17 protein-coding genes and 1 pseudogene are annotated in these 14,198 nt (G+C 67.9%); 10 read left to right on the top strand and 8 right to left on the bottom strand.

All coding sequences use genetic code 11. The annotated features are described in order from the left end of the window. The 4 genes from ACPL7H_RS09235 to ACPL7H_RS09220 all read left to right on the top strand — a co-directional run. A partial coding sequence (locus tag ACPL7H_RS09235; RefSeq protein ID WP_424796652.1) for a multicopper oxidase domain-containing protein occupies positions 1 to 184 on the top strand: 184 nt, incomplete at its 5' end. 197 nt (positions 185 to 381) lie between these two features. Next, positions 382 to 741: a VOC family protein gene (locus ACPL7H_RS09230; protein WP_424796651.1), complete on the top strand. Its 360-nt coding sequence runs from the start codon at positions 382 to 384 to the stop codon at positions 739 to 741. Between the two features lie 220 nt (positions 742 to 961). Beyond that, the gene (locus ACPL7H_RS09225; RefSeq protein WP_424796650.1) at positions 962 to 1,378 is read left to right on the top strand and encodes a hypothetical protein; all 417 of its coding nucleotides are present in this window, start codon (positions 962 to 964) and stop codon (positions 1,376 to 1,378) included. Positions 1,379 to 1,581: 203 nt separating this feature from the next. Next, positions 1,582 to 2,163 carry a DUF3267 domain-containing protein gene (locus ACPL7H_RS09220; protein WP_424796649.1) on the top strand — a complete coding sequence of 194 codons (582 nt, stop codon included), beginning with the start codon at positions 1,582 to 1,584 and terminating at the stop codon, positions 2,161 to 2,163. 93 nt (positions 2,164 to 2,256) lie between these two features. Here ACPL7H_RS09220 and ACPL7H_RS09215 read toward each other — a convergent pair whose 3' ends face one another. Genes ACPL7H_RS09215 through ACPL7H_RS09205 form a run of 3 tightly spaced genes read right to left on the bottom strand, consistent with a single transcriptional unit; the run spans position 2,257 to position 5,237 of the window. Continuing rightward, on the bottom strand, positions 2,257 to 2,628 hold the full coding sequence (locus ACPL7H_RS09215; protein WP_424796648.1) for a hypothetical protein: 372 nt from the start codon (positions 2,626 to 2,628) through the stop codon (positions 2,257 to 2,259). Next, complete coding sequence (locus ACPL7H_RS09210) at positions 2,628 to 3,992, bottom strand: TFIIB-type zinc ribbon-containing protein (protein WP_424796647.1); 1,365 nt, start codon at positions 3,990 to 3,992, stop codon at positions 2,628 to 2,630. The genes ACPL7H_RS09215 and ACPL7H_RS09210 overlap by 1 nt, the downstream gene beginning before the upstream one ends. Then, complete coding sequence (locus tag ACPL7H_RS09205; protein WP_424796646.1) at positions 3,993 to 5,237, bottom strand: SPFH domain-containing protein; 1,245 nt, start codon at positions 5,235 to 5,237, stop codon at positions 3,993 to 3,995. A gap of 218 nt (positions 5,238 to 5,455) precedes the next feature. Here ACPL7H_RS09205 and ACPL7H_RS09200 point away from each other — a divergent pair, with 218 nt between their 5' ends. Beyond that, positions 5,456 to 6,394, top strand: a complete 939-nt coding sequence (locus tag ACPL7H_RS09200; RefSeq protein WP_424796645.1) for an ornithine cyclodeaminase family protein — start codon at positions 5,456 to 5,458, stop codon at positions 6,392 to 6,394. Here the strand turns inward: ACPL7H_RS09200 and ACPL7H_RS09195 are convergent, their stop codons facing one another. The 3 genes from ACPL7H_RS09195 to ACPL7H_RS09185 form a co-directional block, all read right to left on the bottom strand. Beyond that, a complete protein-coding gene (locus ACPL7H_RS09195) occupies positions 6,395 to 7,183 on the bottom strand; it encodes an MOSC domain-containing protein (protein WP_424796644.1) in 789 nt (262 codons plus the stop codon). A gap of 38 nt (positions 7,184 to 7,221) precedes the next feature. Next, the gene (locus tag ACPL7H_RS09190) at positions 7,222 to 8,061 is read right to left on the bottom strand and encodes an urea carboxylase-associated family protein (protein ID WP_424796643.1); all 840 of its coding nucleotides are present in this window, start codon (positions 8,059 to 8,061) and stop codon (positions 7,222 to 7,224) included. A gap of 161 nt (positions 8,062 to 8,222) precedes the next feature. After that, positions 8,223 to 9,428: an MFS transporter gene (locus ACPL7H_RS09185; RefSeq protein ID WP_424796642.1), complete on the bottom strand. Its 1,206-nt coding sequence runs from the start codon at positions 9,426 to 9,428 to the stop codon at positions 8,223 to 8,225. A 238-nt stretch (positions 9,429 to 9,666) separates the two neighbouring features. On the opposite strand from ACPL7H_RS09185, the gene ACPL7H_RS09180 reads away from it, so the two are divergent. Further along, positions 9,667 to 9,906: a CopG family transcriptional regulator gene (locus ACPL7H_RS09180; protein ID WP_424796641.1), complete on the top strand. Its 240-nt coding sequence runs from the start codon at positions 9,667 to 9,669 to the stop codon at positions 9,904 to 9,906. Beyond that, positions 9,903 to 10,331, top strand: a complete 429-nt coding sequence (locus ACPL7H_RS09175; protein WP_424796640.1) for a TA system VapC family ribonuclease toxin — start codon at positions 9,903 to 9,905, stop codon at positions 10,329 to 10,331. Before ACPL7H_RS09180 ends, ACPL7H_RS09175 begins: the two co-directional genes overlap by 4 nt. Here ACPL7H_RS09175 and ACPL7H_RS09170 read toward each other — a convergent pair. After that, positions 10,294 to 10,464, bottom strand: a pseudogene (locus tag ACPL7H_RS09170) (Wadjet anti-phage system protein JetD domain-containing protein); the annotation flags it as partial. The gene ACPL7H_RS09175 and the pseudogene ACPL7H_RS09170 sit on opposite strands and share 38 nt — an antisense overlap. 291 nt (positions 10,465 to 10,755) lie before the next feature. Between ACPL7H_RS09170 and ACPL7H_RS09165 the strand changes: the two are divergent. The 3 genes from ACPL7H_RS09165 to ACPL7H_RS09155 all read left to right on the top strand — a co-directional run bounded on the left by ACPL7H_RS09165 (position 10,756) and on the right by ACPL7H_RS09155 (position 13,258). After that, entirely contained in the window at positions 10,756 to 11,535 is a 780-nt protein-coding gene (locus tag ACPL7H_RS09165; protein ID WP_424796639.1) for a ThuA domain-containing protein, read from the top strand. Further along, positions 11,532 to 12,665: a Gfo/Idh/MocA family protein gene (locus ACPL7H_RS09160; RefSeq protein ID WP_424796638.1), complete on the top strand. Its 1,134-nt coding sequence runs from the start codon at positions 11,532 to 11,534 to the stop codon at positions 12,663 to 12,665. The genes ACPL7H_RS09165 and ACPL7H_RS09160 overlap by 4 nt, the downstream gene beginning before the upstream one ends. Positions 12,666 to 12,748: 83 nt before the next feature. Then, the gene (locus ACPL7H_RS09155; protein WP_424796637.1) at positions 12,749 to 13,258 is read left to right on the top strand and encodes a hypothetical protein; all 510 of its coding nucleotides are present in this window, start codon (positions 12,749 to 12,751) and stop codon (positions 13,256 to 13,258) included. Positions 13,259 to 13,332: 74 nt separating this feature from the next. On the opposite strand, the gene ACPL7H_RS09150 is transcribed toward ACPL7H_RS09155, so the two are convergent. Then, the gene (locus ACPL7H_RS09150) at positions 13,333 to 14,073 is read right to left on the bottom strand and encodes a glycerophosphodiester phosphodiesterase (protein ID WP_424796636.1); all 741 of its coding nucleotides are present in this window, start codon (positions 14,071 to 14,073) and stop codon (positions 13,333 to 13,335) included. Positions 14,074 to 14,198: the final 125 nt, after the last annotated feature.

Here is a 14,198-nt window from a genome sequence, read left to right as displayed (position 1 = left end):
GCTCATCATGACCTTCACCGACTACCCCAGCACCCAGTGGCCCCACATGTACCACTGCCACACCCTCAGACACGAGGACCAGGGAATGATGGGCCAATTCCTCGTCGTCGAACCCGGACAAAGCACCCAGCCCAACGACTACCACCTCCAACCAGACCACGGACACGGGGAACACGATCATTGACGGCTCTCCGCGATTCGTGAAGACAATCCAGACTAGAGAGGTGGCTGAGGCATGCCTCTCCCCGAGGGAGCTGCAGGAGTGAATGATCGGCGACGAGTTCCGTCCATGCGAGATCCTGGCCCTTTGGGCTTCTGTGGGGCCGTATGCCGCGGGTCGATGAGGAGGAGGGTGGATTCGTGACTAGTCGGATCGGGGAGATGGTGATCAAGGCCCGGAATCCGGAGAGTCTGGGCCGATTCTGGTGCGCGGTACTCGGTTACAGGATCACGGGGAGGGACGAGACAGGGGTGGCAATCTCCGGGGCTCCGAACGCCCCGACGATTCTGTTTGTGCGTACCGGCGACGACGTGCCCGGAGCGGGAACGCTGCACTTCGACCTATGTCCGACAGACAGCGGCCAGAGGGAAGAGATGGAACGTCTCCTGGCGTTGGGGGCGACGCCGACTGACGTGGTCCCGTCGGGAAGTTGGCACGTCCTCGCGGACCCGGAGGGCAACAGGTTCTGTCTCATGGCCAAACGCATTGCTCCCGAGCCGGAGGACTTCCACGACGCATAACTCAGCGAGACCCCGGTTACACCGGCTAGGTTGGCGCGCAAGGTGCGCGAGGATGCAACCCCGCGAGCCGACGACGATATGACACCGCGGACGAATTCGTTGAGTCCGCGGTCTTGGTGGAACAGGACGGTGGGCCGTGGCGAGCCCGGGCCTGCAGGGCGGGGACGACGCAATACTGCATGAAGGGCGCAGGGTCTTTGCCGGCGGCCGGAGTATGTGGGTGACGATCGCGATCGTCACCGTCGGCTTTGGCGCTCCAGTTGTGCCGCTCCTGTTCATCGGCCCGGAGACGCTTCCTCTCGTGCTTTCTGTGCTGGTGGGGTCGTGGGTAGTGGTGGTGGCCATGTTGCTCCGCGCCGGCCGGGACAGGATCCGGATCACCAACGATGAGGTGCACATCCGGCGATCGAGGGGCACCCGCGTCATCCCCCGCGCTGGGATCGCCACGGTGCTGCACGCACGCAAACGCATCAGTGGGCTGCGGCGCACCGGTTACGTGGCATTGCTCGACTATGCGGACCAACCGTTGTGGGGATCGCCGTCCCACATCTGGCCACCGGACACCATCCGTGCCCTGAAGCGCACAGGTCGGGAACTGACCATCGGGACGCTCTCCCGGAAGCAACCTGACCCGTGAGGCGCGGCGTGGCCCCGGGACCACGCGTGCCACCTACGCAGGCCCTGGGGGCCGTTCCTGCCGATGCTGCTCGCCGCCGTCGTCAAGCAGAACGTCAATGGGGTGACGGCGGTGGGCATAGGGCCCGCACCCGGGGGACCTTCGTCACTTCCTGGAGTATCCCCGAAGTGGGAGAGTGGAAGTGATCAAACGAGGTGGACACCATGGCGTACCGCAGCGTAAGGCCGCGAGGGACCGACCTTCCCGACAACTATCGTCTGCACTCGACCCTCGACCTCAAGAAGGATGCACGGGCCGCCACCACCATCAAGGTCTCGTTCGCCCTGATTGTCGCCGCCATGATCGTTCTGGCCCTCGTCCTGGACCTGCCGTTCGAGAGTGCCTTCAACGCCGGCGTGCTCACAGCGATCACCGTGGCCGCGTGCCTGGCCTACATGGTCGCGCACGAACTGACCCACGCCGTCCTGCTCTGGTGGCTGACGCGGGAACCCCCGACCGTCGCCGTCCGCTTTCCCTACCTCGTCACCGGGAGCCAGGCGGTCCTCACCCGGAGCACGGCCGTCGTCGTCGCCCTGACGCCCCTTGTGCTCTACACCCTGGTCCTGCTTGACCTACTCAGGACCCTGCCGACCAGTTTCTTCCTCACGGTCTACGTTGTCCTGGTGCTCAATGTCGCCGGTTCCGTCGGGGACGTGCTGCAGGCTCATGCCTTCGTTAAACTCCCGCCCGCGGCGCTCATCCGTGACGACGGAGAGGAGACCTCGGTGTTCCTGCCGATGGCCTGACCCGGCGTCCCCCGGACCTCGCGACCAACCAGCGTGCGTCGTCGATGCGATGCCTGGTCCGGTCGGGGCTCAGTTGTCAGTGGAGCGCAGGGGTCAGCGTTTGTCGAAGGCGTTCAGGATGTTACGCACTGAGTGGCCGGAGGTACTGTTGAGGAGCCCGGCGGCCCCCAAACCGCCGTTCTGGGCGCCCTCGACGTGTCGTTCGTTCGCACCGGCGATGCGCCGGTTGCGCTGCCGGGTGCGCCGGCCGACGAAGTCGTCGGCGGCGCGGACGTTGTCGATCTCGGCCTCGGTCTCGCGGGCGTGCATGTGACGCTTGTCGACGTTGCGATACCGCAGGTACATCAACCCGTAGAAGAGGAACCCGGAGAGGAAGAACAGCAGCCCGATCGAGCTGCCGTCTCCGTTGGACCCAATCGCCAGGAAGGGCCCGCCGCTCGCAGCGGCCATCATGGAGGTGGACATCAGAGCACCACCATGAGGATGGTGCCGATGATCATCCCGACCACCTGCACGGCCGCCGCCACCGCAAGGAGTTTCGGCTGGTTGACCGGGACACTGCCCATCGTCTTGCCGGTCCGGGCGTTGACCGCGACGTAGTGCAGGAACGACCTCCCGTTCGAGCGCTGCTGGTGGTAGCTGTAGAGCCAGACGGGTAGGTACGCCGCCGCCCAGCGCTGCCCACGGATGTCGACCTGCTGGTCCTCCCAGCGCACGCCACGGTCGTAGAAGCCCAAGGTCTCCTCCGCCACTTTGTGGCGGGCGATGTCCCCAGCCTGACGCTGCACGAGCGGGGCGACCTGATCGATGTTGGTGTCGCGCCGCTCGGAGGTGAAACCGGCGATGTAGTTGGAGTCGTACCCGACCGAGTTCTCGACGTCGAACGGCATGACCGCGTTGATGATGTTGTTGGTGTTGCGACTCGCGTCCTGATCCCGGCGTTCGGACGAGGACTCGACCGTGAGGTCGTTGATGTAGACATCGAGTTCGCGTCGCACCGAGTAGACATCGGCGTCATGGACCTGACGTTTGTTGTCACCGCTGCCGATCGTGTAGGTCCGGGTGCGGTGCTCACCTTCACCGGCGAACCGGGCGTGAGCATTGATGTCGACCACCATGTAGGGCAGGTAGACCCCCATCACGTTCTCCGGGGCGAACTCCTTGAGGAAGCGGGGATGTGCGAAACCCCGCCGCTTCTTCACGAACGCACGGATCTTCTCGACCGCCTCCTCCTTCTTCATGGTGAACGGGAGGACGATGTCCGGAACGGCGCCGTTGGGAATCTGCTGGTTCATCGACAACTTGTTCCGGCACCAGTGGCAGCGCGCCTGGGTGGTCTCGGCGGTGTTGATGACCACCTCGGCTCCGCACGCGCTGCACTTGAAGGTCAGCACATCCTCGGTGGAGGCGACGATGTCCTGCGATCCGGAGCCCAGGACCATGCCGCTCAGGGACCGGATGTCCTGATTGATGAACAGCTCCTCCTCGCCGCCCTGGCCGGTCCACTCATGCCGGCAGAATCCGCACCGGAGCAAGCCGCTAGCGGTGTTGAGAGCGATCTCGGTGGCGCCGCAACGGGGGCACTTGACCAGGCCATCCTTCGCGGAGGAGTCCGTGGCGATGATCTGAGGGCCATCGGGAGGCGCCACCGGTGGCGGGACCGCTGCCGGGGGTGCCCCCTGCGCAGGGCCGGGTGCAGGCGGCGGTGGTGCGGCCGGGGCGGCCCCGGCTTGTTCGCCGATGACGCCGTATCCCCCCGGGGCGGACGGCGGTGGCACACCCGGCCCCGGGCCGCCCGGCCCGGGGTTCGGGTTCTGCGGCACAGTCATTTAGAGCCCGAGCACTTTCGCCTTGGCGGCGTCGTAGTCGGCCTGGGTGATCAGGTCCTGGTCCAGCATCGCCTTGAGTTGGCCGAGCTTGGCCACCGGGTCCTCTTGGGCAGGGGCGGGCGGCTCGGGTGCGGACGGAGCCTGGGGCGGCTGCCCGTACCCCTGTTGGGGTGGCACTTGCTGGTAGCCCTGCTGATGGCCCGGGGCGACCGGCTGCTGCAAGCCGGCGGCAGCGCCGCCGGCCGCGTTCATGCCCATCCCGAGGAAGGCCATGCCGGCGCCGCCACCGCCGCCGCTCTCACCGGCGGCCTGGAACCCGCGGGCAGCGGCCTGCTGCATGAAGGCGTTGCCGCGGGCGCCGCCGAGGGCGTCCGCCTTCTTGACGTCGCTGAGCAGTTTGCGGGTGTCCTCGTCGTACTCGATCGACTGGATCGCGACCTTGACGATCGCCAGACCGCGGTCCGAGGTCCACTGGTAACCCTGCTCGACCGCCACGCTCAGCGACTGGGCGAAGCCCACCGAGTCCGACTGGATCCGGCTGATCCGGTTTCCCTGACTGGGATCGTTGGTGTAGATGGAGAAGGCTTGCGCGAGCGAGCCGACCACCTCATTGAAGAGCTGGCTGGCTGCGTCGTTGTCGAGGTCGGAGAAGTCGAACACGCGTGGGGAGGCGCCCAGGTAGGTCTGCGGCACGAACTGCTTGATCAGCAGGATCGGGTCAACGATCCGCATCGTGTAGGAGCCGCGAGTGATCGCCCCCACCTGCGCGCCCAGATAGGCATCATCCCAGTAGATCTCCGACTGGGTGCCGAACCTGTTGTTCGGAATCTCCTTGAGGTTGACGTAGAACGCGAGTTGCTGTGCGCCGGGCTGACCGCCGAACTTGAACCGCTCCCAGGAGGTGGTCACGGTGGGGCTGACGATCCCATCCCCGGCGAAGACCGACTTCGAGTTCTGATCATCGGAGGAGTAGATGAACCCACCGGGCTCGGCCACGAAACCGGTGATCTGACCGTCCTGGAGCGTGACCAGCCCGAAACCCTCCGGCACCACGATCTTGCTGCCGTTGGTGATGATGTGTTCGGACGCCTTGGTGTTCGATCCGCGCCCGGCGTTCTGCCCTTGGGCGACCGCGGGGAAGATTGCGGCCGTGGGGGCCAGGCTGCGCGGCGGAACGAGGAAGTCCTTCCACTGGTCAGCCATGGTGCCACCGAGCGCACCAGTGAAAGCCTTGATGAAGCCCATCCGATTCCTCCATGAATTGCCGCGGTTGTCCCCGCCTCTGGGACTCTTGAGATTATCAGCGCAGGGCTGGCGCCGGAGGGCGTTCCGGGCGTCGGACGGGGGGCAATCCGGCTGCCTCCAGGCCGACCGGGCCGAGTGGTGGCGCCGCGAGCAGGCAGGTGCGCGATCTATGCGCGGTGATATGGTACAGAGTCCTCGTGACGAAAGGCTCACCTACTGTGTCTCTTCCTTACTTCGACAAGGCGCAGGTCCGGGCGGCACTGCCCTTCGACGCCGCGATCGCCGGCATGGAGCGTGCCCTGCGCAGCGGCGTGGATCCCGAGAGCGACAGCCCGCGGCTGTTCAGCCCGGCACCCGGTGGTGAGTTCCTGCTGATGCCCACCAGCGCCACCCCGCGCTCGGGCCTGAAGGTGGTCACGATCGCCCCGGACAACCCGGCCAAGGGGCTGGAGAAGATCCAGGGCCTGTACATGCTCTTCGACTCCGACTCCCTCTCCCCGATCGCGCTGATGGATGGCACCGAACTCACGGCCGTGCGCACCCCGGCGGCCACCCTCACCGCCGTGAAGCACCTGACCGCAGCCGACCCGGACTTCCCGGCGGCGCCGAAGGTGCTGGTCTTCGGGGCCGGTATCCAGGCGATCAACCACATCCTGGCGGCCCGCAGCGTCTATCCCGACGCCACCTTCTCGGTGGTGGGCCGCACCCCCGCACGCGTGGATGACCTGATCGAGGCACTCGCCGTGCAGGACGTCGAGGTGTCCCGCGCGAGGGCCGAAGATGCGGACCGGCACGACATCATCCTGTGCGTCACGTCCTCGCCCACGCCGGTCTTCGACGGTTCCCTGCCTCCCGACCACGCCGTGATCGCCTCGGTGGGCCAGCACGGCCTCGAGGCCCGCGAGGTCGATGCCACGCTGGTGCTGCGTGCCGACGTGTTCGTGGAGGGCCGGGAGTCCTCCTGGCGCGAATCGGGCAACCTGGCCCAGGTGCGCAGTGAGAGCGAATGGCGCGAGATCGCTCCGGCCAACATCCGCGAACTGGTGACAGGGGAGTTCACGCGCGAACTCGGCCGCCCGGCCCTGTACACCGGTGTGGGTATGTCCTGGGAGGATCTGGCCCTTGCCACGCTCGTGTATGACAGCGCGAGCGCGTGATCAGCCGGTCGTCACCGGATCGCCCACATTGATCGTGCCGCCGCCGGCCACCGGAAGCAGGAGCACCCCGAGCGTCGGTTCGCTCTGACCGACGTCGGTGACCAGCGTGGTCAGGACCTCGGCATCGCGCTGCCCGGTGTCGGGGTTGGCGTGGGTAGCCAGACAGCGCCCGATCGGCCCGGACACCTCGAACCGCACGGCGCCGATCCGGACCCGGCCGGTCCACTGCAGTTCCTCCCAGGCCCGTGTCCCGGAGATCACGATGTTGGAGCGGAACCGGCGATCATCCCCGCCACTGGGCAGCACCTGCCCCAGGGCCCGGGTGCTGGCGGCGCCGTGTGCGGTGACGTAGCCGCGTGGACGGTCCTGGAACCGTGACGTGCCGCCGTCTCCGACCAGGACTAGCGGAAGCGCGCCCCGCCGGCGCAGCCGCCGTGCGTCCGGGGACTGCTGCAGCCAATCGGTGATCCGCTCGCTGATCAGGGCCCGGCCCGACCGGTCCAGGCCGGCGCTCACGAGTGACTCGCCGCCGTCGTGGATGCGCAGCGTCTGCCCGTCGAAGGCCAGCCGCAGCCGTGCCAGGCTCGGGAAGTTGACCAGAGCCAGACCCTGCTGCTTGGGCCAGTACTCCAGCCCGTCGGCGTCCTCGGGTTCGGCGGCATCGGCGAACCGGAAGGCGAGCACCCGGTCTCCGGTGACCCGCCCGTCCGGCTGGATCGTGAGTTGCTCCCGGGCCTCGGGAGTGAATCCCTTGACCGGGTAGCGGTACAGCGCGGCAACGTGTGGCACCGGCACAGTCTGCCACGGGCTGGTTGCCGGGTTGGAGGTTACGACCACGGCCGGGCGGTCAGCCCGTGACCGCCCCCGTAGCCGGCCCGCTGCGGCGGCTCCCACCCCTGCAGGGCCCCGTCGGGAACCTTGTGCACCTCGATCCCCAACGGTCGGCACACCGACTCGGCGTCGCCGGCGCCTGGCCCGAACATCGGGACGGACAGATCGCCACCGGGGCAGGTGGACACGGCCGCGAGCAGATCGATCTCGGCGAAGAACTCGAAGTAGTCCCCCTTCCGGGCGGGGGATGTCTTCATGAAGTACTCGTCGTCGTCGTTCAGTCCGGTGCACTGGAAGACGTTGAGCACGTCGTGCACGTCGAACTCGGTCAGGTGCCAGGGTCTGATCGCCCGGGTGAGGTTGGAGTGGCAGTGGTAGTCGAACCCGACGTCGTTCAGCATCTGGTTCACATAGGGGTCGCACCTGGTGCCGAGCAGGTCGTGCACCCGCCCGCCCTCGGCGTCGACGCTGTACCCGGCCAGGGAGTCGCCGGTGATGGTCGCCATCGGTCGAAGGAACGGCAGGGTGGACCACAACCGGTCGAACAGGGACACGTGCGCGGCCTGGAGTTGGCGGGTGCGCGAGGCCCACAGCCGCTCCCTCGGGTCGTGGACGTTCCACAGGTTCAGGTCCGCTACCTGGGGGCCCTCGATGGTCACGATGCGGCACACGTGACCGGCGGGCACCCGCCAGGCTCGGCCGGAGCGGATCGGGATGACGAAGGAGTCCACGAGTTCGCGCCCGTCCCGCTCCTCGCCGATGCGCCGGTACAGGTCCCGGTCCACAGCCAACGGGCCTCCGGGATCGGACTGGTAGGCCGCCTGCGTCAACCTCATCTGGGCTCCCTGCGTCGGGGTCGGATGCTCCCAACCTAGGCCCAGCGAGGTCGCCCTGGCCCCCGGGCTCGCGGATTCGCGCCCCGCGGCCGCCAACGCCCGGGTGCGGGCACAAGCAGATCGACCCCCACGGGGCGGACCGAAGGGAAGCCGCGCCGCTCTCACGTCCCGCTGCGCATCCCCCGGTCCTTGCCGGCCACGATCGCGACCAGTGTCTGGGCGGTGGCCAACGCCGCCAGGAGGAGCAGCGGGGCCTGCCACCCGCCGGTGCGCTCGGCCAGCAGACCCGCCGTCACCGGGCCCACCGAGGCCACCAGGTAACCCACCGACTGCGCCATCCCGGACAGTTGCGTGGTCTCGGCCTGGGTGCGCCCGCGCAGGCTGATCAGACTCAGCGCCACCACCAGTGAGGCGCCGGTGCCCGCCCCCACCACCAGAGCCCACAGCCCGCTCAGGCCCGGCGCGATCAGCAGCCCGAGTGTGCCGATGATCACCGGTGCGCTCGCGGTGACGGCGGCCACGACCTGGCTGTCCGGTCGGTGCATCAGACGCGGGATGAGGACCCCGGCCACGATCCCGGTCATCTGCAGGCCGAACACGTGCAAGCCGCTGCGTTCGGGGGTGTAACCGGCGGCGGTGGTGATCGTCGGTAGCCAGGTGATCAGGATGTAGAAGCAGGTGGACTGCAGGCCCATGAAGGCCGTGACCAACCACGCTCCCGGCTGCGTCCAGACGCTCACCTGCGGTGTGGCCGGGGTGGGAACCGGGTCGACGGCGTGGGCCGGACGTCGTAGCCGGAGTATCCACAGCAGTGCGACCAGGGCTGTCGGGACCGCCCAGATCGCCAGGGAGGTGGGCCAGTCCGAGGCGTTGGACACCGGAACCGCCATTGCCGCAGCCACGGCGGCGACCGTGCCCATGCAGGCCGAGAAGATCCCGGTCGCCACCGAGATCCGCCCCGGGTAGTCGCGCTTGATCAATACCGGCACGAGCACGTTGCCCACCGCGATCGCGCAGCCCAGCGCGATCGTGCCGAGCCACAGCCCCGGGGTGGCGCCGTAGGAACGCACCAGGATCCCGGCGGCCAGCAGTACCAGCGCGAGCCCGAGCAGCCGGTCCGCGCCGAGTCGGCCGGAGGCGTGGTGCACCAGCGGGGAGATCAGGGCGAAGGCCACCAGGGGCATCGCGCCCAGGAGGCCGGCCATCGGCTCGCTCAGACCGTGGTCGGCGCTGATCTGGGGGAGCAAGGGGCCCACCGAGGTGATCGGCGCCCGCAGGTTCATCGCGACCAGGAAGATCAACGCCACCAACAATGGCGCCCACCGGCCGGCGTCGCCCGCCGTCTCCGCGCCCCACTGCCTGCCCACGTACCACCTCAGCCCCGTCGTCCTCAGATCCTGACGCTAGCAGCGGCTCGGTGGCATCCTGTGGCGTCGTCAATGTGCCTGCGTCGTGACCGAAGGATACGCGCCCTGACTACCGGCCCCGATCCGCACACACTCCCTATCAACGACAGCACTCCCGCCGTTGGCTCCGGCTCCTTCGAAGAGACACCGCTGAATCACTGATGCGGTTGCTGCACATCTGTGGTGTTAGGATCGTGGCATGAGGACGACAGTACGACTTGACCCGGAAGTCGCGGCAGCCGCCGAACGGCTACGCAGGGAACGTCACATCGGCCTCGGTGAGGCCGTCAACGAACTCGCCCGCCTGGGCCTCACGCGCAAGCAGAGAACCGCACCCTTCCGGCAACGAACAGCGAGTGTCGGGCTGAAGATCGACGTCACCGACGTCGCTGACGCACTCGAATTGCTCGATCAGGCAAACGGCGCGGACCCCCGGTGATCGTCGACGCCAACGTCCTGCTCTACGCCGTCGACGACCGGTCGCACTTCCACACGACGGCACGGACCTGGCTGGACTCAGCCATGAACGGCGTCGAACGCGTTGGGTTGCCGTGGATGTCGCTGATGGCGTTCCAGCGCATCATCACCCACCCCCGCGTCACGGCGCACCCCCTGGCCCCGGCGGATGCGTGGAGTCACATCACCGACTGGCTCGACGCCGACCAGGCATGGGTGCCGACACCCGGTGCCCGCCACCGAGACGTCCTCGGTCGGCTTCTCATTGAGGGCAATCTTCATGGGAACCTCGTCCCAGACGCCCATCTCGCAGCGCTCGCCATCGAGCACGGAACCGGCATCTGCTCGTTCGACAGCGACTTCGCTCGGTTCAAAGACGTCCATTGGGTGAACCCCGACCGGCAGTGACCCTGCCCGGACATCGAACGAGAGCACAGCATGTGGCGCCCGTGACCCTCGCGAACCCGCTGGTGTCCAGGTCGCCCCAGTAGCGAACCTCGGCATCGGCGAGGAAAGGCAGAGTAGCCAGCCGGTTGTCAACGAACCCCTTGCCCTACAGCACGATCCCCTGCAGGGGTACTGGGAGGGTCAGGTAGGTGATCGCGTCCTCGACTGACATTCGCCGAGACACGCGGCATCGGGGCCAGTACAGCGATGGGACTCGACGGACTCCTCCAGCGTGGTGAACTGGAGCCGGGGCGACGCCAACGGCCAGTTCATCGACGGGCGGACCGCGAAGTACATCTCGGCGGGTGGACCGCCGGGTCGACCGGGTAGTCGCACCACGGCTGTTTGAATGATGAAGGTACCTATGAGTGATGAAGGGTGTGACATGACAGAGAAGACCGAACCGGTCCGAGCGATCGTGTGGGGGGAGAACAGGCACGAGCAGGTCGAGGAGAAGGTCCGCGCGATCTACCCCGACGGCATGCACAACACCATTAAGGACGGCCTGACCGAACTGCTCGGCGACGCGGTGAGCGTCTCGACAGCCACCCTGGACGAACCCGAGCACGGTCTCACCGATGAGCGCCTGCAGGACACCGATGTGCTGCTCTGGTGGGGACACGCCGCCCACGGCGAGGTCAGCGATGAGGTGGTGCAACGGGTGCACCAGCACGTGCTGGCCGGGATGGGTCTGATCGTGCTGCACTCGGGCCACTGGTCGAAGATCTTCACCACGCTGATGGGCACCACCTGCACCTTGCGCTGGCGCAGCGCCGCGGACCGTGAACTCGTGTGGACACTCGCTCCGGACCACCCGATCGCCCAGGGTGTGCCGCACCCGTTCATCATTCCGGAGCAGGAGATGTACGGGGAGTTCTTCGACGTCCCCACCCCGGACGAACTGATCTTCCTCTCCACCTTCACCGGCGGGGAGGTGTTCCGCAGCGGGATGACCTACCGGCGCGGGCGCGGCAAGATCTTCTTCTTCAGCCCCGGTGACCAGGACTACCCGGTCTACTTCAACGAGCACGTGCGGCGCGTGCTCGCCAACGGTGTGCAGTGGGCCGCCGCCGACCTACCCCAGCGGGAACTGCCCGTGCTGCTGCGTTACGACGCCGAGGACTTCTACACCGGCCACGGCTACCGGGGACCGATGCAGCGATGAGCGCTACCGATCCGGCGCGGATCGTGCTGGTCGGTGCCGGTGGTATGGGCGGTGCCTGGCTGCGGGTGCTGTCCGCCCACCCGCAGGTGCAGGTGGTCGGCGTGGTGGACCTGGACCTGGATCGAGCACGCGACCTGGCGCGCTCGGCCGGCACCGGCGCGCCCGTGGCACGGACGATCCCGGAGCTCGACGGCGGAGCGGACGCGATCGTCAATGCCACCGTTCCGCAGGCGCACTTGGAGGTCTCGGTGGCCGCGCTGGAGCGCGGCATGGCGGTGCTCTGCGAGAAGCCCGCGGCACCGACCATCGCCGAGGCGATCCGGATGGCGGCCGCCGCCCAGGTCCACGGCCGGCTGCTCATGGTCTCCCAGTCCCGGCGCTACGGCCCGGGCGTGGCAGCCTTCGCCGAGACGATCCGCGCCCACCAGGGCGGCAGCCCCGGGTTGTTGGTGAGTGAGTTCTTCCGCGCGCCGCGCTTCGGTGGGTTCCGGGAGCGGATGCGGCACGTGTTGCTGGTGGACATGGCCATCCACGCCTTCGACACCGCGCGCCTGCTCACCGGCGCGGACCCGGTGGCGGTGTACTGCGATGAGTCGAACCAGGACTGGAGCTGGTTCGACCACGATGCCAGTGCCAGCGCCATCTTCGAGTTCACCGGCTCAGCGCGCTACCTGTACACCGGGAGCTGGATCGCCGAGGGCGCCGAGACCTCCTGGAACGCCCGGTGGCGCTCCGTCGGTGCAGGCTCCACGATCCGCTGGGACGGGGAGGCTCAGGTCACCGTGCACACCGGGGCAGGGGAGGGCACCGACGAGGGCGAGGCCGTCCCGGTTCCCCCTGCCGCCGAGGGGATCGAGGGGGCCCTGGAAGTCTTCCTCAGCGCGCTGGCGTCCGGGCAGACGCCGCTGGGTGAGATCAGGGAGAACATCGCCTCCCTGGCCATGGTCGAAGCGGCCGTGCGCTCGGCCAGGACCCGGCAACGGGTCGAGATCGCCGACGTCCTCACCGACGGACTGGCCGTGGCCCTGCGCACCGAGGACGACGAGGCGCGGGCCGCGGTGCTGGCGGCCTGGTCGACCGATGATGGCGCCCCCGTGTTCGGTACCCGCACCATTGCCGGTCAGCGGTAGGGCAGGCTGTATTGGGCGGTCCTTGCCCACACCCGGTCCAGATTCACGGGAACATCAAGAAGGTGTGCGTGGTTGACCAAGACATGAGCAACTCTGCGCAGCAGCGCACCGCCCATGTCCCACCGCATTGCACCGATGACGACGTGCTCGGTCTGGCCGAGGACCTGAGCCAACTCGGCAAGGTTGGTGACCTCGTCGTGGAGTACCTGGAGCGCCACCTCGGGCTCAGCCACCGTGACCTGCATGTGCTGGCCCGGCTCGCGGAGGCCCCTGCCGCCGATCACGGGCCCTGCCCGGCCGAGGCTGCAGCCGACAATGACCACCTAGATGCCGGTAGGGGCACGCCAGGTGACCTGGAACAGGGGGTGCCGGCGAATCTGCAGCAGCGCGGGCTGGTGACCCGCGGGGACGACGGGCAGGGCTTCGTGGTCACCGAGCACGGGTTGGTGATCCTCGACCAGGTCTATGCCATGCGGATCCGGATCGCCGACCATCTGGTGAGCAAGCTGGGCCCGGACCGCACCCAGTCGCTGCGCTCGCTCCTGCAGCAGATGGTGGACGCAATCCCGAGCCCGGTGCGCTCGGTCGTCTGAGCCGCCTGCCCACGCGGGGAGCGGACCACCTGCGTGCGTGGTCTCGCCTGGTGTGGTGCAGGTGCGCCGAACTCTCAGCCGCGTCCGGCGAGAAACCCGCGCAAGCGATCCGGCCGGTCGGTGATGATGCCATCGGCACCCAGTTGCACCAGCCCGTCCCAGTGCTGGGGTTCGTTCGCGGTCCAGACCATGGCCTGCATCCCGCGTTCGCGGATCTGGGCGAGAGCCTGTGGCGTCTCGAACAGGATCTGGCCCGAAGGGTTGCACTGGGCGACCTTCAACTGTGCGCAGGTGGTGAAGGTGGAGTCCTGCAGCGCATCGATCAGCAGTCCACGCGGCAGGTCCGGTGCCACATCCGCGAGAGCTCTCACGGTGTCCACCGCGAAACTCTGCGCCACGATGCGTCCGGAGATCCGCTCCTGCTCGATCTGATCGACAACCGTGCTGACCGGCGCGGGATCCCACTCACCCTTGAACTCCAGCAGCAGCCCGATCTGCGGACGCTCGGCCAGCCAGGCCAGCACATCGGCCAGCAGCGGCAGGCGCTGCCCCGCGAAGGCCGGGGAGAACCAGGATCCGGCATCGATCCGGCCCAATTCGTCGGCGGTGCGGACCGAGACCGGACCGGTGGTGTCGGTGGTCTCATCGAGGGTGTCGTTGTGGATCACCACCGCCTGCCCGTCCGAGGACAGGTGGATGTCGAGTTCGACCATGTCGGCACCGGCACGCCAGGCCGCCTCGAAAGCGGCCAGTGTGTTCTCCGGCGCCACCGAACTATTGCCGCGGTGGGCGATGACCAGGGGTGCGGTACTCACACCAACACGTTATCGGCTCCCTCGGCCGCGCGCAGGACTGCTGCCGAGTGACGTGGTGCCACGGCGCCCGAGCCCGCGGCCGTCCGGGACCGAAAAATCACCCATGGGTAGTTCTACCCATTCCC

Source organism: Pseudactinotalea sp. Z1732, from assembly GCF_049724975.1.
GTDB lineage: Bacteria > Actinomycetota > Actinomycetes > Actinomycetales > Beutenbergiaceae > CALKWS01.
Note: the sequence above shows the minus strand (reverse complement) of the source record. Positions and strands in the feature narration are given on the sequence as shown.

Excerpts from the sequence above, each read along its gene's own strand:
- ACPL7H_RS09155 (WP_424796637.1), top strand. The coding sequence starts at position 12,749 with ATGAGCAACTCTGCGCAGCAGCGCACCGCCCATGTCCCACCGCATTGC.
- ACPL7H_RS09210 (WP_424796647.1), bottom strand. The coding sequence starts at position 3,992 with ATGACTGTGCCGCAGAACCCGAACCCCGGGCCGGGCGGCCCGGGGCCG.
- ACPL7H_RS09190 (WP_424796643.1), bottom strand. The coding sequence starts at position 8,061 with ATGAGGTTGACGCAGGCGGCCTACCAGTCCGATCCCGGAGGCCCGTTG.
- ACPL7H_RS09230 (WP_424796651.1), top strand. The coding sequence starts at position 382 with ATGGTGATCAAGGCCCGGAATCCGGAGAGTCTGGGCCGATTCTGGTGC.
- ACPL7H_RS09180 (WP_424796641.1), top strand. The coding sequence starts at position 9,667 with ATGAGGACGACAGTACGACTTGACCCGGAAGTCGCGGCAGCCGCCGAA.
- ACPL7H_RS09165 (WP_424796639.1), top strand. The coding sequence starts at position 10,756 with ATGACAGAGAAGACCGAACCGGTCCGAGCGATCGTGTGGGGGGAGAAC.
- ACPL7H_RS09205 (WP_424796646.1), bottom strand. The coding sequence starts at position 5,237 with ATGGGCTTCATCAAGGCTTTCACTGGTGCGCTCGGTGGCACCATGGCT.
- ACPL7H_RS09220 (WP_424796649.1), top strand. The coding sequence starts at position 1,582 with ATGGCGTACCGCAGCGTAAGGCCGCGAGGGACCGACCTTCCCGACAAC.
- ACPL7H_RS09215 (WP_424796648.1), bottom strand. The coding sequence starts at position 2,628 with ATGTCCACCTCCATGATGGCCGCTGCGAGCGGCGGGCCCTTCCTGGCG.
- ACPL7H_RS09160 (WP_424796638.1), top strand. The coding sequence starts at position 11,532 with ATGAGCGCTACCGATCCGGCGCGGATCGTGCTGGTCGGTGCCGGTGGT.